A 23,576-nucleotide genomic window follows, 5' to 3' on the forward strand; every position below is an offset into this window, starting at 1 on the left:
GTGTCCGTATGTTAGTAGAAGAAATTATGAGAACCGATGTCCATACGCTGAGATCAGACCAGACAGTACAAGACGTTATGCATTTATTTAAAGAAAAACGGATTCGCCATGCCCCCGTCGTTGATGATGGCAAAGTAGTTGGGATCGTCACAGATCGTGATTTAAAAGATGCTGTCCCTTCAAGATTTACTGTAGCACCAAAGGGTGAGCCTTATAAAAAGAACGTTTCTGAAATTATGACTCCTAATCCAATTACGGCCCATCCTCTTGACTTTGTGGAAGAAGTAGCCATGATTTTTTATGAACAAAAAATCGGCTGTATTCCGGTAGTCAGCAATAATAAGCTGGTCGGCTTCCTAACAGAAACAGACCTTTTGTATACCTTTATTGAATTGACTGGTGCACACCAGCCCGGCTCACAAATCGAAGTACGGGTAAAAAACCGATCCGGCATTCTGTATGAAGTTTCAAAAGTGTTCCATCAGCAAAATGTTAATGTGTTGAGTGTCCTCGTTTACCCCGACAGAGAAAATAGCAGCAATAAAGTGCTTGTTTTCCGCGTTCAGACGATGAACCCACTCGCCATCATCAATGATTTGCGTAAAGAAGGATTTGATGTCCTATGGCCAAGCATGCCGCAAGTGAACGAATGAAGCATGCGGTATTCATCTTTTCAGAAGATCAACTGGGGTATAAATTTTCTGAAACTCATCCTTTTAACCAGAAAAGGCTTGTATTGACGATTGACTTGTTAAAAAAAATGAATGCGCTTCCAGACGATTTAATTGTACCGGCTCGAATTGCAACGGATGAAGAATTGCTGTTAGCCCACGACGAGCGCTATATCGATATTGTTAAAAAGGCAAGCCGCGGCGAGGTAACACCCGAAGCCGGTGAAAGTTACGGAATTGGCACTGAGGATACGCCTATCTTTGAAAATATGCATGAAGCCAGTGCTCGGCTGGTCGGCGGAACATTAACAGCTGTCGACTATGTCATGGAAGGAAAAGCCCAGCACGCGTTAAACTTAGGCGGCGGTTTGCATCACGGTTTCAGAGGCAAAGCATCCGGTTTTTGTATTTACAACGATAGCTCAGTAGCGATAAATTACCTGAAAACCAAATACAACTCCCGTGTGCTGTACATTGATACTGATGCGCATCATGGAGACGGTGTACAATGGAGCTTTTACGATGATCCGGATGTCTGCACGGTCTCAATTCATGAAACAGGACGCTATCTCTTCCCTGGGACAGGCAATATCAACGAACGTGGCAACGGCCAAGGATACGGAACTTCTTTTAATTTTCCAATCGATGCGTTTACAGAAGATGAATCTTTTCTCGAAATTTACCGCACTTCTATGAAAGAAATCATTGAATTCTTTAAGCCGGATGTTATCTTAACGCAGAATGGTGCAGATGCCCATTATTTGGACCCTCTGACCCATTTATACGGGACGATGAATATTTACAAGGAAATACCCAAGATTGCTCACGAACTCGCTCACGAGTATTGTGAGGGCCGCTGGATAGCTGTCGGCGGCGGAGGTTACGATATTTGGCGGGTAGTTCCCCGTGCCTGGTCCTTAATTTGGATGGAAATGAACAATTTCCCCATTCCTTCCGGTAAATTGCCTGAATCCTGGATAGCCCAGTGGCAGCCAGAATTTCCAGTCAAGTTGATTGATACGTGGGAAGACCCACCAAATATGTACCAGGCGATCCCGCGAAAATCTGAAATTACCGATAAAAATCTTCAAATGCTGAACAAAGCTCTTTATATGATTCGTAATAATTAAAAAGAATACACGCAGCCTGAGAGAAACTTCTAACAAGTCGTGGATTTCCGAAGCTTACCGTTCGCTTTCGGGCCCACAGGATGTGGGTCATGCAGCAGGTGCGACAGGACGTCGCGTCCCACCTGCTGCCCGGGCTCGCGTCCAAGCCTCCTCGGTCACTCCGTTCCCTGCGGGGTCTCGGCCGTCTCGCTTTCCCGCTGGAGTCGAACGGACGCTTCTCCAAACCACTTAGTAAATGTTCTCTTTTTTAACTGTAGCGGAAGGCGGCGACTCCTACGGGAACAGTGATGGAGCAAAGCGACAGAGCGACTCGAGCTGGAGCCACTGGACTGAGCGCAGTGAGGGAAGCGGCAGAAGCCGTGCCCGTGGAACGTGTCCGCCTGAAGCGAAATGAAAGTGTGATGCCTTTTTCAACAAGCTGAGAGCCAACGGAAATAATTCCGTTGGTTCTTCAACTTTACTTATAGAATTTTTAAAAAATCATCTTTATCGAACAACAGAGTGGATAAATGATAAAAGCTGACTGGATTTTCATCCAGTCAGCTTTTGCAATTTTTTTAGAGGATCCACCATCAATCGTTTTTAGTCGATTGTCTTTCTTCAATGCGGTATGGAAGAATCACTTGGTTTTCTTCAATTTCCTCATTGTTCATATACTTCGTCAACAAGCGCATCGAGACGGCACCGATATCGTAAAGCGGGAAAGCAACTGAAGTCAGCATAGGACGGGCCATACGCGCCAGTTTTGAATTTTCATAGCTGATGACTTCTGCATCAGTCGGTATTTTTTTGCCCTGTTCTTCTAAACCGTGAATGACGCCGATGGACATTTCATCGTTGCTGACAAAATAAGCAGTCGGCTCAAATGGTGCCAAGGTTTGCACAGACTCGATGCCTTCGTCATAAGAATTATTGCATTCAACGACCAAATCATCATCGTAATCGATGCCTGCATCCGCCAAGGCTTCGCGGTAAGCTTTCAGTTTGTATTCTTTGTTGATCATTGAAGTTAATGGACCTGATACAAAAGCAATTTTCTTATGGCCATTATCGATAAACTTCTTAACAGCTTCATAAGCAGCGCCATAATAATCAATATTAACCGAAGCAATTGCTGCGGATTCGTCAATCGAACCAGCCAGAACGATCGGAGTCGGTGAACGTTCCATTTCGTATAAAAGTTCGGTTGAAATCACATCACTCATAAAGACGATTCCATCCACTTGCTTCCCGAGCATGGTCTCCAATAACTGAAGTTCCTTATTTTGGTTCTGATCCGAGTTGGATAAAATGATGTTGTAGCGGTACATTGTAGCGATATCTTCAATTCCACGGGCCAATTCAGCATACATGCTATTGGAAATATCGGGTATGATGACGCCGACCGTCGTTGTCTTCTTGCTTGCAAGCCCACGAGCAACAGCATTTGGACGATAGCCCAATTCTTCTATTACTTTCAGTACTTTCTTTCTTGTGGCAGGTTTTACGTTTTGATTGGCATTCACTACACGTGACACAGTAGCCATGGAAACGTTTGCCTCTCTTGCCACATCGTATATCGTAACGGTCATTGTGCGCCCTCCTTTTCCAGTCTTTCTCTAATCATACGACAATTTCTTCAATAATATCAACTAAAAAAAGAAAAGCCGGAGTTTGTCCGGCTTTTCAAGACTATATTTTCATTTCGTACTGTTTCATGAATTTCATCAATGAATCGTAGTATTCATCGAATTGGCCTAAATCCATTTGCTGTTGAGCATCAGACAATGCTACTGCTGGATCTGGATGAACTTCAGCCATAACGCCATCTGCCCCGATCGCAATAGCTGCTTTCGCAGCTGGCAACAATAGGTCACGGCGCCCTGTAGAGTGAGTTACGTCAACAAATACCGGTAGATGCGTTTCTTGTTTTAAGATTGGAACAGCTGAAATATCTAATGTGTTGCGTGTCGCTTTTTCATATGTGCGGATACCGCGTTCACATAGAATAATGTTTTCGTTTCCTGAAGCGATGATGTATTCAGCAGCATTGATGAATTCTTCAATCGTTGCCGACATTCCGCGCTTCAATAGAACTGGTTTGTTAATTGAACCAACTGCTTTCAGCAATTCAAAGTTTTGCATGTTGCGGGCACCAACTTGAACCACATCCACATAATCAAGAGCAGCTTCAAGATGTCCTGGTGTCACGATTTCTGAAACAACAGCTAGATTAAACTGGTCAGCAGCTTTTTTCAGCATCTTCAACCCATCTAATCCAAGACCTTGGAAATCGTAAGGTGATGTGCGCGGTTTGTAAGCTCCACCACGGATCATTTTCAACCCTTTTGCTCCAATGGCTTCTGCAACTTTTGAAACTTGCTCTTGTGATTCTACTGCACAAGGACCGAAGATGAAGGAAGGATCACCGGCACCGACTTGTTCACCGTTAATCGTGATAACAGTATCTTCGGCTTTCTTTTTACGCGAAACCAATAATGCTTTACGTGTATCTTCTTCTTGCATATTTAAGGCCGATTTGAAGATTTCTTTGAAAATATGATCAACGGTCTTCTGTTCTAATGGACCGTCATTATTATCTTTCAACAAATTCAGCATATGGCGTTCCCGTAACGGATCGTAACGGTCAACCCCTTGCTTTTCTTTCAATTTTCCGATGTCTTGGATAACGGAAGCTCTCTCATTGATCAGAGACAGAATCTGCAGGTTGACTGCATCCACTTTTTCTCTTAGTTGCTCTAATTCTAAATTACTCATTCTTTAACTTCCCCTTTCGCGAATTACCTTTATCAGGTGACTCATATTATCATGATAGGACTATTATAAGCAAACAATTCGGGAAAGTCACGAAAAACATTTTAGCGCTTCAACGCGCTAAAGTATTTTCTGCATCAAAAAAGCCGAAGCATCAAGGCTTCGGCTTTTTTTCAGGCTAGAAATTCTTGCATCGATTCTCTTTTGATTTTGTTGTGGGAAGCGTGCCAGTCTACTTTTTGGCTCGTAAAATGGAATGCTTGAGGCGATTCATGCTTGATGCCCGTAATCTCTTCAATTGCTTGAGAGAATTCCCGATCTTCTTGAACTACGAGATATAAAAAGATCTGGTTTGGATGCAGCGAGCAATACTCGTTATACTCATTCCATGCTTCAGCCGATACTGGGCACGTACTGCTATGCTTAAACAACCAATAATGCTGATTGTGTCCTACTGCCTGTTTTAAGCTATCCAGACTGTTTACTTGCACTAAGTTTTTCATCTAACCGCTCCCAGATTAATTCTTTTTGTTGAAGTTATTGCTTGTTGATGCGCTGTTGCTTGATGCATTTGACGATGATTTATTGCTTGTGTTGTTGCTTGTGTTTGACGATTTGTTGCTGTTGTTATTGCTTGTGTTTGATGATTTATTGCTGTTGTTGTTGCTGCTGGTCGTGTTTGGACCTTTGCTTGCGTTTGCTGTGTTGCTGTTTGTGCTGCTGCCTGTATTGCCAGCTGTTGACGAACCTGAATCTGATTTTTTTTCTTCCTTCACTTCTTCAACTGCTTCTTTCAAAGCATTGGCAGTAGACGTGAACGCATCAGAACCTTTGTTGTCAGATTTGTTTGCAGAGTTTTGAACAGTTGAGTGAATGTCGATGGACTCTTCGCCTTCGGAAGAAGCAGTGCCGTCGTCCATAGGCGAGTTTCCGCCTTTCATGTTTTTCACTTTATCAACCACTTTAGTGGATTGATCTTTCAATTGCTGTGCAAAGCCAGTTGAATCATCATTTGACGAATCCGTTTGTTGAGACGCTTTTTCTTTCAAGGTAGTAGCTTGCGTTTTCAAGTCAGCTTGAAACTCCTTGCCCGATTTAGGTGCCAGGAACAAAGCAGCTGCAGCTCCAACGATTCCTCCAACTAAAATACCGATTAAAAAGTTTGAACCGCCGCCCGACTCTTCGTAATCATAAAGATCGTCATAACGGTTTGAAGCACCGTATGATTGTGGAACGTAATCGCTTTGCTGATAATTCTGGCTGCCCTGTGTATAAGAATCTTTGTTATACTGTGAATCATTAAAATTGGATTGAGTATAGTAATCTTTGTTTTTGCTCATTGATATTACCTCCATTAATTTTTTTAGTAGAGCTGGATTTAGTATTGCTCGTTATGTGGCAATTTCTTTTGTTCAGGTACTGGTGCATAAGCTTCGTTGGCACGAGTTTCATAAATTTTACGCTCGTTCCATTTGTCGCGAATTCCCATGACCACATTGCCCCATTGAACAACTTGAGCAATTTTGTCTTCGTTTTGTTCGACTTGCACGCCAACTTTTGAAGTGATGTGGCGAACAGTAGAGTTCAGATCAGTAACTGAGTTGCCGACGCCTTTCACTGCATCGACGACACCATTCAATTTCTCTGACTTTACTTGAATGTCTTCAGCAAGTTCATTTGTTTTATGCAATAGATTTGTTGTTTCCAACGTAACCCCCTGCAATTGATTTTCAAGACCGGCTACGGTGCCTGAAACTTCTTTTAATGTGTTTTTCAACGAATTTAATGTCATTGCCAACGCTACGCATAGAACTAAGAATCCAATAGCGGCTACGATCGCGGCAATGTAAAGCAAGATTTGCCAATCCATCCTGTTTCCTCCTCTTAACGAATTATGTTATATCCTATTTCTACCCTTGATGAGTTTGGATTAAACACGGTCTCTATTATTATTCAACAAAAATAATTACATTCCTGCATAAAAAAACAGTTTAACTCAAAAGTTAAACTGTTTTTTCTGTATTTAATTCATTTTCAAAAGCTTCTTGGAATTTGGTGACGTCTCCAGCTCCCATAAACAAGAAAACGGCATTGCCATGCTCTTTCAATCGATCGACTTCATTCAGTTCCAGCAAACGACTGCCGTCAATTTTTTCTGACAGGTCTTGTATTTTCAATGTGCCGGCTTTCTCGCGGGCAGATCCAAAAATGTCGCACAAATATACATGATCTGCTTCGTTGAGGCAATCGGCAAACTCCTGCAAAAATGTTTGCGTCCGTGTAAAGGTGTGGGGCTGGAAAATCGCAATGAGTTCCCGATCCGGATACTTTTGGCTTGCTGATTGCAAGGTTGCACGGATTTCTGTTGGATGATGGGCATAGTCGTCAATTAAAATACGGTCCCCAATTGATGTCTGGGTAAAGCGACGCTTGACGCCTTCAAAGTCTTCAAATTGCTGTTGAATAATATCAGCAGGGATACTTTCATAATGGCAGAGCGAAATAACAGCCAACGCATTTAAGGTCGCGTGGTCGCCAAACATTGGAATTGTAAAGGTATGGAAAAATTCATTGCGGATCACTACATCAAAAGTCGTTCCTGCAGTCGTTTTCACTATATTTCTTGCTTGGAAGTCGTTTTCTTCTCCAAAGCCATAGTAAACAACTGGAATAGGTGCCTGAATTTGTTGAAGGTATTCATCGTCCCCGCAAGCAATGATGCATTTTTTTACTTGTTGAGCCATTTCTTCGAATGCTTTGAATACATCATCGATTCCAGTAAAGTAATCCGGATGATCGTAATCGATATTGGTCATAATCGCGTAATCCGGATGATAAGCAAGAAAGTGGCGGCGGTATTCACAAGCTTCAGCCACAAAGAAATGAGAATCTGCCTGTCCAACGCCAGTTCCGTCTCCAATTAAATACGATACAGGTTTGTAGCCGGCCAATACGTGGGCCATCAATCCTGTAGTCGACGTTTTTCCATGTGCCCCCGTAATAGCAACAGATACATACTGCTTCATCAAGTCACCCAAAAACTGATGGTAACGAATAATGGTTGCACCTAAATCACGCGCTTGTATCAATTCAGGATGGTCATCACCAAATGCATTGCCTGCAATTATAGTCATATCTTTTTCAATATTGTTGGCATCGAAAGGCAAGATGGTGATGCCTCTCTCACGAAGCCGGTCTTCTGTGAAAAAATGCTGTTCGATATCTGAACCTTGAACTTGTTCGCCCATATCATGCATGATTTGTGCTAGTGGACTCATACCGGAGCCTTTGATTCCGGTAAAATGTAAAACTGTCATAAATGAACCTCCTGTGGGAGTTGAAAATTAGTCTACATAAATCGCAGAGCGAGTTCTATAGCTGATGAAGATAATGTATTATTATATCACATATTTACTAATGCTTGAAATGAGTCAGTATTCTTTATATTCGAATCATCGTTCCTGATATTTTAATGAAACACTTCTTCAATGTCGGTTTCTGTGATTAATACCGAGCGGGCTTTGCTGCCGTTCTGCTCGGAAATAAAGCCATGCTGTTCGATCAAATCCATCAATCGGGCTGCACGGTTGTAGCCAATATGAAACTTCCGCTGCAAAAGAGAAGTCGACGCACTGCCCTGCAACATGATAAAACGGCAAGCCTCTTCAAACAAATCATCCTGTTCAACCGATGATTCACTGCGTTTGATCAATTCTTCTTCTTTAAAAAAGTATTCAGGCTCACCTTGTTGTCTGGCATGTTCGATGACTTTTTCAATTTCATCATCCGTCACGAATGTGCCCTGCAATCTGCTAGGTGCTGACATCCCGTTGCCAAGATACAGCATGTCCCCTCTTCCGAGAAGGCGCTCCGCCCCCTGAGAATCCAGGATGGTTCTGCTGTCTACTTGTGATGAAACGGAAAATGCAATACGCGTTGGAATATTGGATTTGATCAATCCCGTAATCACATCTACGGATGGACGCTGCGTGGCAATGACCAAATGGATTCCGCAAGCACGCGCTTTTTGTGCAATGCGGCAAATGGAATCTTCAACATCCGAAGGAGACATCATCATCAAGTCCGCCAATTCATCGATCACAATTAAAATATAGGGCAGATGTTGTGCGTAATCGCCTTTTTCTTTCACTAGCTTGTTATATCGGCTAATGTCGCGAACACTACTGTGTGCAAATAACTGATAGCGGCGTTCCATTTCTTCCACTGCCCATTTAAGAGATGCCGTAGCCGCTTTGACATCTGTGATGACAGGACTGACAAGATGCGGTATATGGTTGTATGGTGCCAGCTCGACCATTTTAGGATCGATCAGCAGCAATTTCAAATCTCTAGGCGATGACTTATACAATAGACTGACCAATATTGAATTGATGCAGACGGATTTACCGGACCCAGTCGCTCCGGCAATCAAGCCATGCGGCATTTTGCGCAAATCCAATGTTACCGGCTTCCCCGTCAAATCCAAACCGAGTGCAGCTTCTAATGGAGAATCCGACTCTTGGAATACGGGGCTGTCGATAATTTCTGAAATGCGCACTGCACGGCTTGTACGATTGGGAATTTCGATTCCGATCGAACTTTTTCCAGGAATCGGTGCTTGAATCCGTATATCTCGAGCCGCCAAGGCCAGTTTTAAATCGTCAGCTAAATTGCGTATTTTGCTGACTTTTATTCCTTGGGCGACTTTTAATTCGAATTGCGTGACGGCAGGCCCTTGGACTGTGCTTAAAATCTCAGCTCTGATTTGAAAATGAGACAAAGCTTCGATCAAGCGCATCCCTTGCTCTTCCATCCATTCTTCGTCTTTCCGGTCATTTTCCGGCGCCATCAAGTATTCAGACAAGGGAAATTGGTACGCTTTGGTTTCAGCTTCTGATACTGCATTCAGCGCATATGCTGGCTGTTCATTAGAATCTGCCGTTTTTTTTTCCGTGGTTATCACGGGAGCTTCAGCCGTTTCGCGAATAGGTGCGGCTGACGGTTGGGATTCAGCTTTTTTTTTCAGCAATTCTTTGTCTGATTTAAGCATCAATACATTGAACGGCACGGTTTTTTCACGCTTTGGTGCATATTGTGATTTCGTTTTTGTTTCGGCAGTTAATTCAGGTGGTGATGGCATTTCTGGATTCGGCTGTTTTGGCAGCTCGGATTGTTTTTTCGGCTCTTGCTCTGTCTCAGACGCCAGATCAATTTCCACATCTGGTTCTTGCTGTTGTTCCAGATTTCGCCCTACTTCCAATGCCGTTTCATTCACAGGAACCAATTCTTGGTTTTCTGTAGTTTCAACTGTTGGAGATTCCATATGTACCTGGGTTGCTTCATCTGTATTTTTGTCCTCTTCGGATAAGGGCAATTCAACATTTTTCACTTCAACCCTATCCATTGCAAGAGGTTCTTCGGTTTTTGGCATTTCTTCTGGAGTGTCATGAACAGATTGCTGCGTCTCTGGGTCTTTATCAAAGATCGGTGCAAACTCATGCTCAACTACGGGTCTTGGTTTATGCCAGCCGGCTCTTGCTCTTTCTTGAATGGCTTCGTCATGCAGTTCACGATTGTATTTGCTTTCTCTTTCTTCTGTCAGTTTTTGAGTTGGGGCAGGACGTGCCGTATTATAGCCATACACCGATGATACGGAGCGGCTTGGTTCAAAACGGCGTGCCGTATTGACAGGCAGTTCTGCGGCTTTCCGTTTTGCCGCTGCAGCTGATGGGCGCACGGGCGCCTCTTTTGGTCCCATAATGGGTTTTTCCACTGGCACAGACTCTTTCCGAAGAATCTCTCTTTCACGTTCATCAAAGATCGGCATCTTGGGACGCTTTTCTGTGCGCTTTACGTCATGAATAAAATCATCTTTTTCCTCATCTGGGATTAACGGAAAACGAAAAGGTGCTTTTTCTTTTTTGACGGCCGGGGGCGGCGTTTCATAGACAACTTCTTCTTCGGCTTCATCGGCGTCGTCTGTAAACATGCGATTCCATACGTTTTTAATCCAACTCATATGGCGGTCACGCCTTTACTTGAAAAGCTGAACCGATTTCGGCATCTTCAGGCAGCACCAGAATGCCTTTTTCCTGAGGTGCGTCCGGCAAAGCCAATTCTTTTGCTGAACAAATCATTCCAGACGATGCCACTCCCCGAAGTTCTGCGTCTCGAATAATCATACCTGAAGGCATAACAGCCCCTACTTTAGCCACAACCACTTTTTGCCCTTGTTCAACATTTGGAGCGCCGCAAACGATTTGCAGCTGCTCTCCACCGATAGCCACTTGGCAAACATTCAATTTATCGGCATTTGGATGCTTTTCTTTTGTTTCCACAAAGCCCACGACAAGTTTTGGTGAAAAATCTACTTCCAATGTAAAATCGATGTCATTTTTCGCCAGAGCGTTTTGTAAAGCTGTGACAAGTCCTTCAGACAGCTCTACTTGCTCCCCTTCCGGAAATTCCGCATAGCTTGACGCATTGAATAAATTAAATCCAGCAATTGTGCCAGCCTCATCTTTGATTAATGTTACATCTCCCGACTGCTCAGGATGAATTTTTTCTGGGGTTTCGGTTTGCAATTGAACCAGCAGCACGTCGCCAATTCCGTGTTTATTATAAAATGCATTCATTTTTTATCGTTCTCCTTATTCGGTCTATTTTTAGCCAGTATAAAGATTGGCTCAAGTTCGTCATTTTCATAAATGAACGACAAAGAAGTAATCGGCACTTTGCCATTTGTAAAGAAATGCATGGCCATTTGTGCGAGCACGTCATATCCCGTTTCATTTTGGATATCACCGATAATCAGTACGTCCTGATGCGGCACAGACACGGTCATATCTCCAGTAATTTTTGCTTTCATTTCTTTTAGGAAAGATTCATTTAAAATGCGTGAAGCGTCATAGCCGTCATTTTCATTTAGAAAATAAAAGATATTGCCCGCAACATGATCTTCTTTTACAGCGGTTTTCAGTTTTTTCACTTGAAACTTCGCAATTTCCTTGATCTGCTCTTCTGACAGACTTAATGAATTTAACACATTTTCGTCAATTAAGCGATAGGTAGTGCCGGCATCCAAGGCAAAATAAATGCGTGTTTCGGCTGTATGATCAGCCGTGATGAACTTGTGGCCCTCATTGGATTCGGTCGGAAACGAAGTTGAGCGGATGACGGGAAAAATATGCTCAGTTGATTTCATTTCACCTTTTGCTTCCCGTTCCATTGCATCGAAGGTTTCGGTAATCGTGTAGACAATTTCTTCGATGGCAGTGTCGCCTCTTGCTTCAAATCGATTGATTACTTGAGGCAAAGAGATGCTCATGCCTTTGCCTATTTCCTGGTGATGGATGTGAGCTGTTTCAGTTTCACGGTCATAGCGCCATTCCAATTGACGGCTTGGCATCCGTTCTCTAAGTATATTAAAAAGTTCAGTAGATTTCATCGTTGTTTTGGCCTCGCTTTCATAAATAAACGGTTCGGCCTAGTCTAGGCGAACCGTTTTTATTATTATTTTGGCAAATTCGAAATAAATCCTTCGATTTCTGCTTGTGTTTTGCGGTCTTTGCTAACAAAACGTCCAGTTTCCTGTCCATTTGCATAAGCTAAAAAACTTGGAATGCCATAGACGTCCTGTTCGATGCACAAATCAATAAACTGATCGCGATCTACGGATACAAAAGTATAATCCGGGAACGTTTTTTGGACTTCAGGCATAATAGGATCAATGACACGGCAATCCGGACACCAGCCTGCTGTAAACATGAAAATTGCTGCAGATTCTTTTGTCAATTCATGAAATTCTTCTGTTGATTGTAAGCTTTTCATTGTGCTGCTCTCCTATTCGTCACTATCAATTGAACGGACTGTTTTCATCATCCAGTCCATATTTTGTGGGATTTCGCTTTCTGTGGTAACCGTCGTAAGTTTAACACCGCCGGCGCTGACCACAAGTTCCAACTGGTCTTCCGCAATTTCTTCTACTGTCGCAAATCCGAAACGGCCGTTTTGCTGAAACGTTTCGTCGGCTACCCAGAGCTGTTCCGTATCTGCTTTTTGAAGGTCATAGAAAAAAGTACTGGCAGCTCCTTCATTTGGATTGATTAGCAAAGTGTAAGAATCGTTGCCTTTGGTAATCAAACTGGCAAAGCCGTCAGAAGGTTCCTCAACGCTGTAACCATTCGGCACATACAAGCTTGTTGCCCCTGCTGTATCATTCGTGTTTTCTGGCTCTGCATCAAACGCGTCTTGCGCGTCAGCCAATCCCTTTACAATCTGCTCTTCTGGTGTTGCAGTGCATGCAGCCAACCCAGCCGTCAGCACAAGCAGCATAAAAATCAATCCATACCGAGGCACACTTATTCCCCCTAACATTACTGCTCCTTATTTTAAAGGTGTTTACTAGGACATGCAACTTAATCGCTGTTTCGCTGGTATTGCCCAACCAGCAGTTTAACGACGTGGCTAAACATTTCTCCCCGATTGACCAGCCCATCTGTCAGAATTCCAATTGCGCCTTTATGGTGGCGAATGCCGCTTTCATTGGCATAGTCATCCATAACTGGACCGAGTTCTTTGCCGTTCTTGAGTTGGGCTGCAATTTCTTCTGGCAACGGAAGTTGAGCACCGGCCGCCGTATACAAGTGCCCCTCCTGCGTAGCGAGAGCTCCCCAATTGCACAAATAAAGAACTCCATCCATTTCGTAAACACCACCCTCTAAGCCAATCGCAAAATCAAAATCGCCTAAGGCCGTGTTTGCTCTGTTTACTGCCCCTTGGCGCGTTTCCTGCTGCGAGAAAGGCTGCGCTGAAACAGCGGATTCCGCATCTACAGCGGATAAATCAATGGTCCATTCCAAATTTTTAAATACACTTGATACTGCATTGATTTTCGCCGGATTTTTTGAGGCAATTGCTGCACGAATTTTTTTCATCTCCACCGTTCCTTTCCAAAAAAAAGAGCCCGCAGGCACTTTTCAGACATTTTGTTTGATGGTTTCTAGCGTCGTTCGGTCAGTCGCTTTGACTAATTTTGTCAACAGCTCTTTAGCTGCAGCATAATCATCTGTATGGATAATAGACGACGAAGTATGGATATAGCGGGAACAGATGCCGATAACCGAACTTGGAATTCCCTCGTTCGCTGTGTGCACACGCCCTGCATCTGTACCGCCTTGTGAGACAAAGTACTGATAAGGAATATTATGTGTTTCAGCAGTGTCCAAGATAAATTCACGCATGCCACGGTGTGTCACCATACTTTTGTCGAGAATGCGCAATAAAGTTCCTTGCCCAAGCTGTCCGAGTTCATTTTTGTCGCCTGTCGCATCATTCGCCGGGCTGGCATCAAGCGCGAAAAATAAATCTGGCTTGATCATTGTGGCAGCGGTTTGAGCTCCGCGCAAACCGACTTCTTCCATAACTGTTGCACCGGAAAATAATTGGTTCGGCAATTTTTCATCTTTTAATTCCTTTAAAAGTTCAATTGCCAATCCGCAGCCATAGCGATTGTCCCAAGCTTTAGCCATGATTTTCTTGTCGTTTGCCATGGGTGTAAAGGGGCTGAACGGTACGATTTGCTGTCCTGGACGAATGCCCATTGACAACGCGTCTCGTTTATCATCCGCTCCAATATCGATCAGCATATTTTTTATTTCCATTGGTTTGCTGCGAAGTTCATCACTTAACAGGTGCGGAGGAATCGAGCCGATCACACCAGGAATGACATTTTCGCCAGCAATAATATCAACGCGCGTCGCCAGCATTACCTGGTTCCACCAGCCGCCTAACGTCTGAAAACGAAGCATGCCGTTATCGGTAATTTGCGTGACCATAAATCCTACTTCATCCATATGGCCTGCAACCATAATGCGAGGTCCGTCCTGTTGTCCATCTTTGACACCGAAGATGCTGCCCAAATTGTCTTGGATCAGACGATCGGATACTTTCTCCAGTTCTTGCCGCATAAATTTGCGAACTGCGTGTTCACTGCCTGGAGCTCCCGGCAATTCCGTTAAGGTTTTAAACATTTCACGTGTTTCAGTATTCATATCAAAATTCCTCCTATGTAAGTCAAGCAGATTCTTTATCATGCATCGTATGTTATTTTGGATAGTTTGGAAAACAAAGTCTATCTGGCGTGATTCTTTAAATCTGTCTTCAATGTTAGCATCTCTACTCTTATTCAGTTTAGAGCTTTTATCAGATAATTTCCAGTTTTATATTTCGTTTTTCGAAAGAATTGGATCTTCAATGCTTTCATTTCGCCCTTCAAAATATTTATGGTACAATTTATCCAGTAATCAGAGGAGGGATTTTCGTGAATAATCGTGATTTACTTATTGGATTTGCTACCGGCGTAGCAGCAGCCTATTTGGTCAAAGAATTGTACGATCGCAAGGAAACACTATACCCGGCAGATGACGTCTTGAAAGAAGTCAAATCTGCATTTAAAGAAGAAGGCCCAATCGATGGCTCTTGGATTTTCATGAAAACCGAGCCTTATAAGCAACACGCGTTAAGTACTGAGGTCTATAAAGGCGGCATCACTCGCCACAAAGAAGACGAACTTCAACAATTCGAATTTTTGGCTGATGCCTTCACCGGTGCAGTGATCGAAGTAAAACAAGTGTAAACAAAAAGGAGCCAATTGGCTCCTTTTTTGTTATACTGTTTTTTCTTTGCGAACAAGCGATTCAACGATTTCTTTGCCGTCTGCGCTCCATTTTAAGATGCGATAATAGGCATCATGGTAAAAACTGAAGTAGTAGCCTTTTTCCAGCGCTTCCCTCATCAGCTTTTCTTTTGCGTAAATCGAGTCCATTGGATAATCGTCAAATGCCAATACCCATAATGGATTTTGATGGGCATGCGTTGGCATAATATCCGCCATATGCAAGATGGTTTCATTGCCGCTAGTCATTTTGATGACGCTATGGCCATCCGAATGGCCGCCGGTATGAATTAATGTGATAGCGTCAAATAAGATTTTTTCGCCTTCAAACGTCTCCACTTGTCCAACAATTGGTTCCCAATTTTCTTTCCAATATGTGTTGCGTGAACGGATATTCGGGTGCTGCATTTCATTCCACTCTGCTGCAGACACATGGATTTTGGCATTCGGAAAAACCGATACCAAGTCGTCGCCTTGCCACTTTGTCAAACCTGCTGCGTGGTCTCCGTGAAGATGCGTCATCAAAACAGTATCAATATCTTCGACTGCCAAACCAAGCTCAGCCAAATCCGCTTCAACCCGTGACTGTTCGGAAACCCCTAAATTGCGCAGTTGGCGATCTGTTAATTTGCCGTCTCCCAAACCGCTGTCGATCAAAATATTATGGCCATCAAACTGCACCAGTATCGGGTGTGTCGGCAATTCAATTTGATTTTGTTCGTTGGCTGGATAACGTTTAGACCAGATGACCTTTGGCACTACCCCAAACATCGTGCCGCCATCCAAAAAAGTCGTTCCCCCATCAAGCCACGTTAAAACCATGTCGTGAAATTGAAATTTCTGCATTCCCTTTTCCCCCTTGTCATGATTAACTAACTGAGAACTGTGCTTCCATCCGGTAAATCGGCTGTCCTTTTTTCGAAAACTTCTCTTCGTATTCCGTCATGATGTTCCATTCGGGTTCATTGGCGTGAAGATCCAAAGAAACCTCTTTTAATAACATACCATAATCAGAAATGCTCGTAAGCGAATATTCAAAGAGTTTCCGGTTATCCGTCTTAAAGTGGATTTCTCCATTTTTCGGCAATACAGCTTCATAAAGTTCCAAGAAAGATTCGTGCGTCAAACGGCGTTTGGCGTGGCGTTTTTTCGGCCAAGGATCCGAGAAGTTCAAGTACAGCCTGTCCACTTCCCCTTTTTCGAAATACTCGGCGATTTTTTTGGCATTTACTTTCAAAAGCCGCAAGTTGGGGATGCCGTGTTCTTCTTCCAAAACAGTTTCCAAAGCTGTGACAATCACACTGTCGAACAGTTCGATGCCAATGTAATTGATAGTTGGATTAGCTTTTGCCATGCCAATAATAAAGCGGCCTTTGCCGGTTCCAGCTTCGATGTGGAGCGGATTTTTATTGCCGAAAACCTCTTGCCATTTTCCTTTTTGCTGTTCTGGGTCCGGAATGACAATCTCCGGATGCGTATCGATTAAATCTGCTGCCCATGGTTTAAAACGTGATCTCATGTTTCATCCTCTTTCTATTCGATTAATTTATTGATTTCCAATCATACGGACTGATCGAATAAATGACCATTTCGTTTGGAGGGCTCAGGCCGGCATCATCACCATCAACGTGCCGGCAAACGGGCTTATCAGTCGACAGCCGGAATTCCTTGCTGCTCATCTGACTGACCTCTTTAAAACGTGTATGTGCTCCGCTAAATACCGTACCAAAAACCAGCAATAGTTTCAAACGCGAAATGTGGTGGACGACTGTCAATTCAAGCAATCCATCGTCCGTTTTTGATGCAGGAGAAATCTTCATCCCTCCCCCGAAATACGGCTGATTATTGACGGTTGCCAGCCAGACATCCTTATAGGTAATCATGCGGCCATCGACTTCTACGGACAAGGTGAACTTTTCGAATTTCAGAAAGGTCTTGACCACATAAAGGACATACGCCAGTTTTCCAATGCCCAATTGGTTTAGTTTTTTCTTGATAGCGGATCGATTGACGGCAATGCTGATCTCTGCGTCAAACCCAATACCTGAGCTGCTGACGAACTGACTTCTTGCCCCATTGGTGAATTGGCCAAGATCTTCTCTGCGGAAGGAAGGCTTTTCGAGAAATTTTTCAATCGCTGATGCGTCCTTAAATGCACCATAAGCTCTGGTGAAATCATTGCCGGATCCTGCTGCCACGGAACCCACAATCAAATTTTTGCTGCCGGCAGCGCCTACGATGATTTCACGCAAAGTGCCGTCGCCGCCAAACCCAATCACTAAGACAGGTTCCTGCAGTCCCCGGTAGCCAGCAGCTATTTCAGTAGCATGCCCCGGGAAGCGCGTAATGACTTGCTCAAATGGAAAGCCAATTGTCCGTTCAAAACCTTGCCATTTTTTTAAGGCTCTGCCATTGCCCGCTGCGGGATTAATAATAAAGACTGTTTTCATAAGCACTCGCCTTTAGACGTATTAGAAACGATTGAAATTGCACTCCGGTTTTGACCACTCGCAAAGTTACTTCACAAGGACTCTCTATTTGAAGAGCCTACCTTAACAGATAATTCGCTACTTTTTGATAACGGGGATTTCCTTTTGGCGCAATTTGAAACAATGAAAACTCCGTTACTTCAAACGGCATCTTGTTGATTGAAAGTTGCGGTTCCCCAGGAGTACCCCCAGCCCATTTGCTGGCCAAAGTGATATGCGGGACAAACGCTTTTGGATCAAACTGAATTTGAAGCCGTTCAAGAGACTCCAGTACTTGCCGCTGCAGGGCTTCCAGCTCTTCACTGTGCTCCAGCGAAGCATAAATGATCCGCGGAGTGGAAGGATTGCCGAAGGTTTTGATGCCATCAATGGTCACATGAAACGGCGACCGTCGGATACTAGACAGCAACTTCTCAATTTGATCAATGTCACCGTATACATCCTCCCCAATGAACAACAGGGTCATGTGCATATCCTCTGGAGGCGTCTGCCTTTTGTGGCTTTGCAAATTCCATGAATGCCGTTCTTTGTCCAACTTTCCCGCGATTTCCAATGGAATTTTTATTCCAATAAAATAATGAGGTTTGATTGTCATCACCTGCTTTCAGTTTACCATGTGCCCAGACACAAAAAAATAGTGACTGGCCGGAGCCAATCACGTTTTTTCTCTATATCTTGCGTTTAAGATTTTACGCCTACTGCAATGCGAGCTTCAAATGCGGTTTGCAGTTTGCGGGTCAAGTCTCCAGGTACGCCCTGTCCGATTTTTTGGCTGCCGATTTCAACAACCGGCATCACTTCAGTTGTCGTAGAAGACATGAAAAATTCATCCATCTCAAGTGCTTGGGTTTTGGTGAATGCCGTTTCCTCTACCGGTATATCCAATTCATTGCATAGCTCAAGAATGACCCTTCTTGTAATACCGTTTAAGATCAGGTTATTAGCCGGATGCGTATAAAGAGTGCCGTTTTTAATGCCGTACATGTTTGATGAACAGCCTTCTGTTACTGTTTCACCACGGTGCAGAATGGCTTCGAAAAACCCTTCTTCAGTAGCTTCCTGTTTTGCCAATACATTGCCGAGCAAATTCAAGCTCTTGATATCGCAGCGCAGCCAGCGGATATCTTCGATAAACTTGGCTTTTACACCGGATTTCATGCTTGCAACTGGACGCTCTACTGATTTAGTATTGCCGGTAATGACAGGCTCTGACTGGGTCGGGAACTGGTGCTGGCGCTCTGCAGCCCCACGCGTAATTTGTACATATACTTGGCCATTAGTAATATTATTCACTTCAACAAAGTCATACATCATCTTGTGAAACACATCTTTTGTGTGAGGAATGACGATTTTTATTTTATCCGCACTTTCATAGAAACGGTCAATATGTTCTTCTGCTGTAAACAAATTTCCGTCGTACACGCGAATTACTTCATAAATTCCGTCTCCAAACTGATAGCCCCGGTCTTCCTTCGAAATCACCAATTCCTCTTCACGAATAAACTCTCCATTGTGCAAAATCAAATCCATATCCATTCCCTCTTTCCTCATTTTTTGCAAGCTAATTGATAAATCGCTTCTGCATAAATCGCAGTTGCTTTAATTAAATTGTCGATGTCGACAAATTCATCCGCTTGATGTGCAACATCTGGTTCCCCAGGAAACAGCATGCCGAATGCTACACCTTTATCCAGTACGCGTGCATAGGTGCCTCCTCCAATTGTCAGGAGATCTGCTTTGTTGCCTGTCTGTATTTCATATGCGCTTTGCAGCGTCTTGATGAACGGATCGTTTTCGTCCACATAATGAGGAGGAGAATTAGACGCAATGTCCAATACAAAATCCTTCAATTGGTAAGCAGCCATCTTTTCTTCAAACGGGTAACTGACAGAATAGCGCATGCTGACCGTGATCACGGCCGTTTTCTTTTTCTCAAACCGAATAATTCCCGCATTAAACGTCGTTTCTCCAGATTGTTCGTCCGAAAAATCAAGGCCGAGCTTGCGGCCACGTGAATCTTTGTAAAAGGTATCCGCAACAAACTCAACAAATTTTTGGCCGTCGCCTTCCAATCGGTCTTTCAAAAACAAGGCTAGAAGAACTCCCGCATTGATGCCATTTTCCGGTTCCATCGCATGGGCCGACTTGCCATTTAAAGTCAATTCGGTTGACGCGTTATGCTGCTCTACAATGCCTGTTACTTCATGCTTTAAACAAAATTCTTTAAAGTCTTCCTGCCATTCTGCCAATTGCCCATCTAAAATCGCAACTGCCTTATCCGGCACCATATTGGTCCGATGTCCGGCAATAAATGATTTCAAAATGGCATCTTCATGTATAGAGAAAGTTGAAAAATTCAAACTGGCGATGCCTTTTTCAGCATTAATGATGGGGAAATCCGCATCCGGTGCAAAAGCTGAACCAGGCATTTCCTCTGTTTCAAAATAGCGGTCCATACAGCGGAAGCCGCTTTCTTCATCTGTGCCGATAATTAAACGCACACGCTTTGTAAATTCTACGTCCAACTCTTTCAGCATGTTCAATGCCGTCCATGCCGCGATCGTAGGACCTTTGTCATCAATGGCTCCACGTCCGTAAAGACGGCCCCCTTGAATTTCCCCGCCAAACGGATTTTTTGTCCATCCTTCGCCTGCCGGCACCACGTCAACATGCCCTAAAATTCCAAGCAGCTCTTCGCCTTGCCCAATTTCAAGATGACCGGCAACGTCCGCCACATTTTTCACGGAATATCCGTGAGCTTTACCTTTTTCTAAAAACCAATCCAATGCCTCTTTGACTTCTTTACCAAAAGGAGCTGTTGGCGTTGTTTCTTCACTCAATACACTGGGAATCGCGATCAACTCCTGCAATTCACTCAGCATAATTTTCTCGCGCTTTTTTGCTTCTAACAGCCAATCCATGTTTCACACTCCTTTTTGTTATCGCTATTGTACACCTTTTTTCAGGAAATTAAAGAATTTGCCGGTAATTTACACAAAAAATTCTGTCTTTCAATTGTAATTTTTAAGTAAAAATAATGGAAAATGATAGAATCCAAAATGTTTTTCCGCTATAATCAAATTGTCAGATTAGTAAGATTGACACATCTTTTAGGAAAAGGGGCTGTCTTTGGCATCCATCATAAACTTGCTGTATAAGCATCAGCATATCGTCCGCTTGTCTTTGCCAATGGGAAAAAAGATGAAGGAGTGGTTCTATTAATATGAAACCTACAACCGACCGCATGCTCATTCGAATAAAAGATATGTATAAGTACATTCTCGAAAATGGGACTGTAACGACGCAAGATCTTGTCGACGAATTCGGCATCACTCCTCGCACCATTCAAAGAGATTTGAATGTGTTAGCCTTTAACGACTTGGTGATCAGTCCAACTCGGGGCAAATGGACAACGACGCAACGAAAAGTGAAAATGACGTCCTAAAAAGATTTCCTAAACAAAGAAAATGACCGCAGCTATGCGGTCATTTTCTTTGTTTTAAACTCGTAACTTCCTCTTCCGTCAAATGGCGGTATTCCCCAAGCTCCAGATCGGGATCCAGGCTCAATGGCCCCATCGATAAGCGCTTTAAGTAGACTACACGTTTGCCAACGCTTTCGAACATCCGCTTCACCTGATGGAACTTGCCTTCCGTAATGGTCAATTCAATTTTGGAAATTGGACCGCTTTCCAGAATGTTCAGGGTGGCTGGCTTTGTTACATAGCCATCGTCAAGCGCCACACCCTTCTCGAATGCCTCTACATCCTCTTCCGTAACCCGCCCTTCAATCAACGCATAATAAGTTTTGTCCACATGTTTTTTAGGAGACAATAATTCATGTGCCAGTTTCCCGTCATTTGTCAATAGCAGAAACCCTTCGGTATCCTTATCCAGACGTCCTACCGGGAATGGCTCAAAATGCTGTTCTTGTTCGTCCAGCAAATCGATGACCGTCTGATCGTATTTATCTTCTGTCGCCGATATGATGTCCTGCGGCTTGTTCATCAGCAAGTAAATAAACTTGGTGTAAACAACAGCCTCTCCGCCTACTAGCACGATGTCGGCATGTTCATCGACATGCACTTTCGGATCACGAACAACTTCTCCATTTACTTCCACCGCTTTTGTCTTCAGCAGGATCTTAACTTCTTTTCTAGAGCCGTAGCCCATATTGGAAAGGAATTTGTCTAAACGCATTGTGTCACTCCTAAAAGCCGAATTTCCGGGTAATTCTTGTTATTTTTGAGCCCAACAACTTTTGCGCCAACCCGGTCTTCAATCCAAGATAACCATAGACGATTGCGCCAACGCCTCCAACCAGAATGATGCGCAGCAATGATTGCAATTTACTATCCATGCCGATAAACAGATCCAATCCTGACAATGCCAGGTAAACTGCTCCCGCCATGATTAAGTTTAAGATGACGATCAGGATAACGCGTCTTCCCACCATCTGCGAGCGGTAGTTCATGGTTTTGACAATAACCAACATGTTCATGCCGATGGCTACCAAATATCCAATGATGGTTGCTGCTATTGCACCGTCTGTTTCAAAACGCTCGATCAGTGGTGTATTCAAAATTGCTTTCAGCAGAAGTCCAGTAGACAAGTTGATGATAATCCATTTTTGTTTATTGATTCCCTGCAAGATTGACGCCGTTACCGGAAATGCCGAAAACAGGATGGCAACCGGCAAATAATGTGCCAGAATTTCAGAGCCTACGTCACTGACTTCATAGAACACATGGTACAACTCATCCGACAGCATTGTCATGCCGATAACTGCAGGCAACGTCAGGAATAACATAAGCTGGATCGATTGGTCCAATGTCCGTGACACTTGAAGATGTTCATTTCGCGTAAAATGTTTCGTAATTAATGGAATCAAGGCCATGGAAAAACCAGTGGCCAGCATAACCGGAATCATGACCAATTTGTGGGCAGTCAAGTTCAGAATTCCGAGCAAGTCAATTTCCGAGAAGTTGCCCCCGGAGCTCATCGCCCGGTTAAAGGTCATTAAGTCGACGAACTGGAACAGCGGATTGGCAATGCCGAGGAAAATAACCGGGACTGCATAAACCAATATTTCCTTATACATATCCCGCAACTTAACATCATATGATTCAACCGAAGTTGCCAGCAGACGATTGTACTCCGGCTTTTTCTTTTTCCAGAAATAGCCCAGAGTGACAATTCCGCCAAGCGCCCCGATTGCCGCAGACAAGACAGCAAACTGAATCGCTGTTTTGGGTGTGCCGTCAAATAGATAAATGACAACAAAAGCCCCGCCCAATAAGAAAATAATGCGGACGATCTGCTCGACCAGCTGTGAAACAGCGGTTGGCATCATGTAATTATAACCTTGGAAAAAGCCTCTCCAAAGACTCATAAACGGTACGACTATCAGCGCAAAGCTGACCCAGCGAATCGCATCGGTAACGTCTCCAACCGAATAAATGCGTTCGTCTTCAGAGATCGTGAGACGAGCAAGCGGTTCCGCAAAAAGATAAAGCAATAGAAAAGAAACAAAGCCGGTAATCATCATTGTCAGCAAGCCTGACTTTAATAATCGCCTACCTGTTTCATAATCCCCAAGAGAATTATATTTGGCGGTAAATTTCGAAAATGCGATTGGAGCACCTGAAATAGCCAAAGCCAGCATCAAGTTATACGGAATGTAGGCGTATTGATAAAGACCGATATTGTCTTCTCCCACCATGCTGTAAAACGGGATAATATAAATAACGCCAAGGATTTTCGATAACAATAAACCTAATGTTAAAATGGCTGTACCTTTGATTAATGATGACATTTTGCACTTCCTGACTTGTTCATGATAAAAGCAATCTACACGA

The 23,576-nt window shown here is 43.6% G+C and carries 26 protein-coding genes; 5 read left to right on the forward strand and 21 right to left on the reverse strand.

Annotation, left to right across the window (positions count from 1 at the left end; all coding sequences use genetic code 11):
- Window positions 1–8: 8 nt before the first annotated feature.
- The 3 genes from AC4EHK_RS11160 to AC4EHK_RS11170 all read left to right on the forward strand — a co-directional run bounded on the left by AC4EHK_RS11160 (window position 9) and on the right by AC4EHK_RS11170 (window position 2,223).
- The gene (locus tag AC4EHK_RS11160; protein ID WP_490978854.1) at window positions 9–653 is read left to right on the forward strand and encodes an acetoin utilization AcuB family protein; all 645 of its coding nucleotides are present in this window, start codon (window positions 9–11) and stop codon (window positions 651–653) included.
- Window positions 650–1,801, forward strand: coding sequence for an acetoin utilization protein AcuC (locus AC4EHK_RS11165; RefSeq protein ID WP_490978961.1), 1,152 nt, complete (start codon window positions 650–652; stop codon window positions 1,799–1,801). The genes AC4EHK_RS11160 and AC4EHK_RS11165 overlap by 4 nt, the downstream gene beginning before the upstream one ends.
- A 287-nt stretch (window positions 1,802–2,088) precedes the next feature.
- Entirely contained in the window at window positions 2,089–2,223 is a 135-nt protein-coding gene (locus tag AC4EHK_RS11170) for a hypothetical protein (RefSeq protein ID WP_490978855.1), read from the forward strand.
- 150 nt (window positions 2,224–2,373) lie between these two features.
- On the opposite strand, the gene ccpA is transcribed toward AC4EHK_RS11170, so the two are convergent.
- From ccpA to AC4EHK_RS11235, 13 genes are all read right to left on the reverse strand, one after another.
- Complete coding sequence (ccpA, locus tag AC4EHK_RS11175) at window positions 2,374–3,372, reverse strand: catabolite control protein A (RefSeq protein ID WP_490978856.1); 999 nt, start codon at window positions 3,370–3,372, stop codon at window positions 2,374–2,376.
- 100 nt (window positions 3,373–3,472) lie between these two features.
- Window positions 3,473–4,558, reverse strand: coding sequence for a bifunctional 3-deoxy-7-phosphoheptulonate synthase/chorismate mutase (locus AC4EHK_RS11180; RefSeq protein WP_490978857.1), 1,086 nt, complete (start codon window positions 4,556–4,558; stop codon window positions 3,473–3,475).
- A 170-nt stretch (window positions 4,559–4,728) separates the two neighbouring features.
- Window positions 4,729–5,058, reverse strand: coding sequence for a bacillithiol system redox-active protein YtxJ (gene ytxJ, locus AC4EHK_RS11185; RefSeq protein ID WP_490978858.1), 330 nt, complete (start codon window positions 5,056–5,058; stop codon window positions 4,729–4,731).
- Window positions 5,059–5,073: 15 nt separating this feature from the next.
- Window positions 5,074–5,895, reverse strand: a complete 822-nt coding sequence (locus AC4EHK_RS11190) for a YtxH domain-containing protein (RefSeq protein WP_490978859.1) — start codon at window positions 5,893–5,895, stop codon at window positions 5,074–5,076.
- 38 nt (window positions 5,896–5,933) lie between these two features.
- Complete coding sequence (locus tag AC4EHK_RS11195; protein ID WP_490978860.1) at window positions 5,934–6,425, reverse strand: DUF948 domain-containing protein; 492 nt, start codon at window positions 6,423–6,425, stop codon at window positions 5,934–5,936.
- A gap of 133 nt (window positions 6,426–6,558) precedes the next feature.
- Window positions 6,559–7,872: a UDP-N-acetylmuramate--L-alanine ligase gene (murC, locus tag AC4EHK_RS11200; RefSeq protein ID WP_490978861.1), complete on the reverse strand. Its 1,314-nt coding sequence runs from the start codon at window positions 7,870–7,872 to the stop codon at window positions 6,559–6,561.
- 152 nt (window positions 7,873–8,024) lie between these two features.
- Window positions 8,025–10,574 (reverse strand): DNA translocase FtsK, encoded by a 2,550-nt coding sequence (locus tag AC4EHK_RS11205; protein ID WP_490978862.1) that lies wholly within the window; start codon window positions 10,572–10,574, stop codon window positions 8,025–8,027.
- A 7-nt stretch (window positions 10,575–10,581) separates the two neighbouring features.
- On the reverse strand, window positions 10,582–11,190 hold the full coding sequence (ytpR, locus tag AC4EHK_RS11210) for a YtpR family tRNA-binding protein (RefSeq protein ID WP_490978863.1): 609 nt from the start codon (window positions 11,188–11,190) through the stop codon (window positions 10,582–10,584).
- Complete coding sequence (locus tag AC4EHK_RS11215; protein ID WP_490978864.1) at window positions 11,187–12,002, reverse strand: DUF1444 family protein; 816 nt, start codon at window positions 12,000–12,002, stop codon at window positions 11,187–11,189. The genes ytpR and AC4EHK_RS11215 overlap by 4 nt, the downstream gene beginning before the upstream one ends.
- A gap of 65 nt (window positions 12,003–12,067) precedes the next feature.
- Window positions 12,068–12,385, reverse strand: a complete 318-nt coding sequence (locus tag AC4EHK_RS11220) for a thioredoxin family protein (RefSeq protein WP_490978865.1) — start codon at window positions 12,383–12,385, stop codon at window positions 12,068–12,070.
- A 12-nt stretch (window positions 12,386–12,397) separates the two neighbouring features.
- Window positions 12,398–12,913 carry a hypothetical protein gene (locus AC4EHK_RS11225; protein ID WP_490978866.1) on the reverse strand — a complete coding sequence of 172 codons (516 nt, stop codon included), beginning with the start codon at window positions 12,911–12,913 and terminating at the stop codon, window positions 12,398–12,400.
- 59 nt (window positions 12,914–12,972) lie between these two features.
- On the reverse strand, window positions 12,973–13,491 hold the full coding sequence (locus AC4EHK_RS11230; RefSeq protein WP_490978867.1) for a DUF84 family protein: 519 nt from the start codon (window positions 13,489–13,491) through the stop codon (window positions 12,973–12,975).
- A gap of 42 nt (window positions 13,492–13,533) precedes the next feature.
- Entirely contained in the window at window positions 13,534–14,607 is a 1,074-nt protein-coding gene (locus AC4EHK_RS11235; protein ID WP_490978868.1) for a M42 family metallopeptidase, read from the reverse strand.
- 269 nt (window positions 14,608–14,876) lie between these two features.
- Here AC4EHK_RS11235 and AC4EHK_RS11240 point away from each other — a divergent pair, with 269 nt between their 5' ends.
- Entirely contained in the window at window positions 14,877–15,191 is a 315-nt protein-coding gene (locus AC4EHK_RS11240; protein ID WP_490978869.1) for a PepSY domain-containing protein, read from the forward strand.
- 30 nt (window positions 15,192–15,221) lie between these two features.
- On the opposite strand, the gene AC4EHK_RS11245 is transcribed toward AC4EHK_RS11240, so the two are convergent.
- The 6 genes from AC4EHK_RS11245 to pepV form a co-directional block, all read right to left on the reverse strand.
- Window positions 15,222–16,076, reverse strand: a complete 855-nt coding sequence (locus tag AC4EHK_RS11245) for a YtnP family quorum-quenching lactonase (protein ID WP_490978870.1) — start codon at window positions 16,074–16,076, stop codon at window positions 15,222–15,224.
- A gap of 22 nt (window positions 16,077–16,098) precedes the next feature.
- Window positions 16,099–16,749: a tRNA (guanosine(46)-N7)-methyltransferase TrmB gene (gene trmB, locus AC4EHK_RS11250; protein WP_490978871.1), complete on the reverse strand. Its 651-nt coding sequence runs from the start codon at window positions 16,747–16,749 to the stop codon at window positions 16,099–16,101.
- A 22-nt stretch (window positions 16,750–16,771) separates the two neighbouring features.
- The gene (locus tag AC4EHK_RS11255; protein ID WP_490978872.1) at window positions 16,772–17,680 is read right to left on the reverse strand and encodes a diacylglycerol/lipid kinase family protein; all 909 of its coding nucleotides are present in this window, start codon (window positions 17,678–17,680) and stop codon (window positions 16,772–16,774) included.
- A 97-nt stretch (window positions 17,681–17,777) separates the two neighbouring features.
- A complete protein-coding gene (thpR, locus tag AC4EHK_RS11260) occupies window positions 17,778–18,314 on the reverse strand; it encodes an RNA 2',3'-cyclic phosphodiesterase (RefSeq protein ID WP_490978873.1) in 537 nt (178 codons plus the stop codon).
- 86 nt (window positions 18,315–18,400) lie between these two features.
- Complete coding sequence (dat, locus tag AC4EHK_RS11265; RefSeq protein ID WP_490978874.1) at window positions 18,401–19,249, reverse strand: D-amino-acid transaminase; 849 nt, start codon at window positions 19,247–19,249, stop codon at window positions 18,401–18,403.
- Between the two features lie 17 nt (window positions 19,250–19,266).
- Window positions 19,267–20,640, reverse strand: coding sequence for a dipeptidase PepV (gene pepV / locus AC4EHK_RS11270; RefSeq protein ID WP_490978875.1), 1,374 nt, complete (start codon window positions 20,638–20,640; stop codon window positions 19,267–19,269).
- Window positions 20,641–20,942: 302 nt separating this feature from the next.
- On the opposite strand from pepV, the gene AC4EHK_RS11275 reads away from it, so the two are divergent.
- Window positions 20,943–21,164: a DeoR family transcriptional regulator gene (locus AC4EHK_RS11275; RefSeq protein WP_146557686.1), complete on the forward strand. Its 222-nt coding sequence runs from the start codon at window positions 20,943–20,945 to the stop codon at window positions 21,162–21,164.
- A 40-nt stretch (window positions 21,165–21,204) separates the two neighbouring features.
- Here AC4EHK_RS11275 and AC4EHK_RS11280 read toward each other — a convergent pair whose 3' ends face one another.
- Complete coding sequence (locus AC4EHK_RS11280; protein ID WP_490978876.1) at window positions 21,205–21,918, reverse strand: pseudouridine synthase; 714 nt, start codon at window positions 21,916–21,918, stop codon at window positions 21,205–21,207.
- A 10-nt stretch (window positions 21,919–21,928) separates the two neighbouring features.
- Window positions 21,929–23,533, reverse strand: a complete 1,605-nt coding sequence (locus tag AC4EHK_RS11285; RefSeq protein ID WP_490978877.1) for a putative polysaccharide biosynthesis protein — start codon at window positions 23,531–23,533, stop codon at window positions 21,929–21,931.
- Window positions 23,534–23,576: the final 43 nt, after the last annotated feature.

The organism is Planococcus sp. TJ-307 (genome assembly GCF_058268435.1).

What these genes read in the sequence shown, in the direction of transcription:
- pepV (WP_490978875.1), bottom strand. Translation starts at nt 20,640, where the DNA reads ATGGATTGGCTGTTAGAAGCAAAAAAGCGCGAGAAAATTATGCTGAGT.
- AC4EHK_RS11160 (WP_490978854.1), top strand. Translation starts at nt 9, where the DNA reads ATGTTAGTAGAAGAAATTATGAGAACCGATGTCCATACGCTGAGATCA.
- AC4EHK_RS11215 (WP_490978864.1), bottom strand. Translation starts at nt 12,002, where the DNA reads ATGAAATCTACTGAACTTTTTAATATACTTAGAGAACGGATGCCAAGC.
- AC4EHK_RS11285 (WP_490978877.1), bottom strand. Translation starts at nt 23,533, where the DNA reads ATGTCATCATTAATCAAAGGTACAGCCATTTTAACATTAGGTTTATTG.
- AC4EHK_RS11195 (WP_490978860.1), bottom strand. Translation starts at nt 6,425, where the DNA reads ATGGATTGGCAAATCTTGCTTTACATTGCCGCGATCGTAGCCGCTATT.
- AC4EHK_RS11230 (WP_490978867.1), bottom strand. Translation starts at nt 13,491, where the DNA reads ATGAAAAAAATTCGTGCAGCAATTGCCTCAAAAAATCCGGCGAAAATC.
- AC4EHK_RS11180 (WP_490978857.1), bottom strand. Translation starts at nt 4,558, where the DNA reads ATGAGTAATTTAGAATTAGAGCAACTAAGAGAAAAAGTGGATGCAGTC.
- AC4EHK_RS11255 (WP_490978872.1), bottom strand. Translation starts at nt 17,680, where the DNA reads ATGAAAACAGTCTTTATTATTAATCCCGCAGCGGGCAATGGCAGAGCC.
- ytpR (WP_490978863.1), bottom strand. Translation starts at nt 11,190, where the DNA reads ATGAATGCATTTTATAATAAACACGGAATTGGCGACGTGCTGCTGGTT.
- AC4EHK_RS11165 (WP_490978961.1), top strand. Translation starts at nt 650, where the DNA reads ATGAAGCATGCGGTATTCATCTTTTCAGAAGATCAACTGGGGTATAAA.
- AC4EHK_RS11190 (WP_490978859.1), bottom strand. Translation starts at nt 5,895, where the DNA reads ATGAGCAAAAACAAAGATTACTATACTCAATCCAATTTTAATGATTCA.
- dat (WP_490978874.1), bottom strand. Translation starts at nt 19,249, where the DNA reads ATGGATTTGATTTTGCACAATGGAGAGTTTATTCGTGAAGAGGAATTG.
- AC4EHK_RS11220 (WP_490978865.1), bottom strand. Translation starts at nt 12,385, where the DNA reads ATGAAAAGCTTACAATCAACAGAAGAATTTCATGAATTGACAAAAGAA.
- AC4EHK_RS11170 (WP_490978855.1), top strand. Translation starts at nt 2,089, where the DNA reads ATGGAGCAAAGCGACAGAGCGACTCGAGCTGGAGCCACTGGACTGAGC.
- thpR (WP_490978873.1), bottom strand. Translation starts at nt 18,314, where the DNA reads ATGACAATCAAACCTCATTATTTTATTGGAATAAAAATTCCATTGGAA.
- AC4EHK_RS11235 (WP_490978868.1), bottom strand. Translation starts at nt 14,607, where the DNA reads ATGAATACTGAAACACGTGAAATGTTTAAAACCTTAACGGAATTGCCG.
- trmB (WP_490978871.1), bottom strand. Translation starts at nt 16,749, where the DNA reads ATGAGATCACGTTTTAAACCATGGGCAGCAGATTTAATCGATACGCAT.
- murC (WP_490978861.1), bottom strand. Translation starts at nt 7,872, where the DNA reads ATGACAGTTTTACATTTTACCGGAATCAAAGGCTCCGGTATGAGTCCA.
- ccpA (WP_490978856.1), bottom strand. Translation starts at nt 3,372, where the DNA reads ATGACCGTTACGATATACGATGTGGCAAGAGAGGCAAACGTTTCCATG.
- AC4EHK_RS11205 (WP_490978862.1), bottom strand. Translation starts at nt 10,574, where the DNA reads ATGAGTTGGATTAAAAACGTATGGAATCGCATGTTTACAGACGACGCC.
- AC4EHK_RS11245 (WP_490978870.1), bottom strand. Translation starts at nt 16,076, where the DNA reads ATGCAGAAATTTCAATTTCACGACATGGTTTTAACGTGGCTTGATGGG.
- AC4EHK_RS11280 (WP_490978876.1), bottom strand. Translation starts at nt 21,918, where the DNA reads ATGCGTTTAGACAAATTCCTTTCCAATATGGGCTACGGCTCTAGAAAA.
- ytxJ (WP_490978858.1), bottom strand. Translation starts at nt 5,058, where the DNA reads ATGAAAAACTTAGTGCAAGTAAACAGTCTGGATAGCTTAAAACAGGCA.
- AC4EHK_RS11275 (WP_146557686.1), top strand. Translation starts at nt 20,943, where the DNA reads ATGAAACCTACAACCGACCGCATGCTCATTCGAATAAAAGATATGTAT.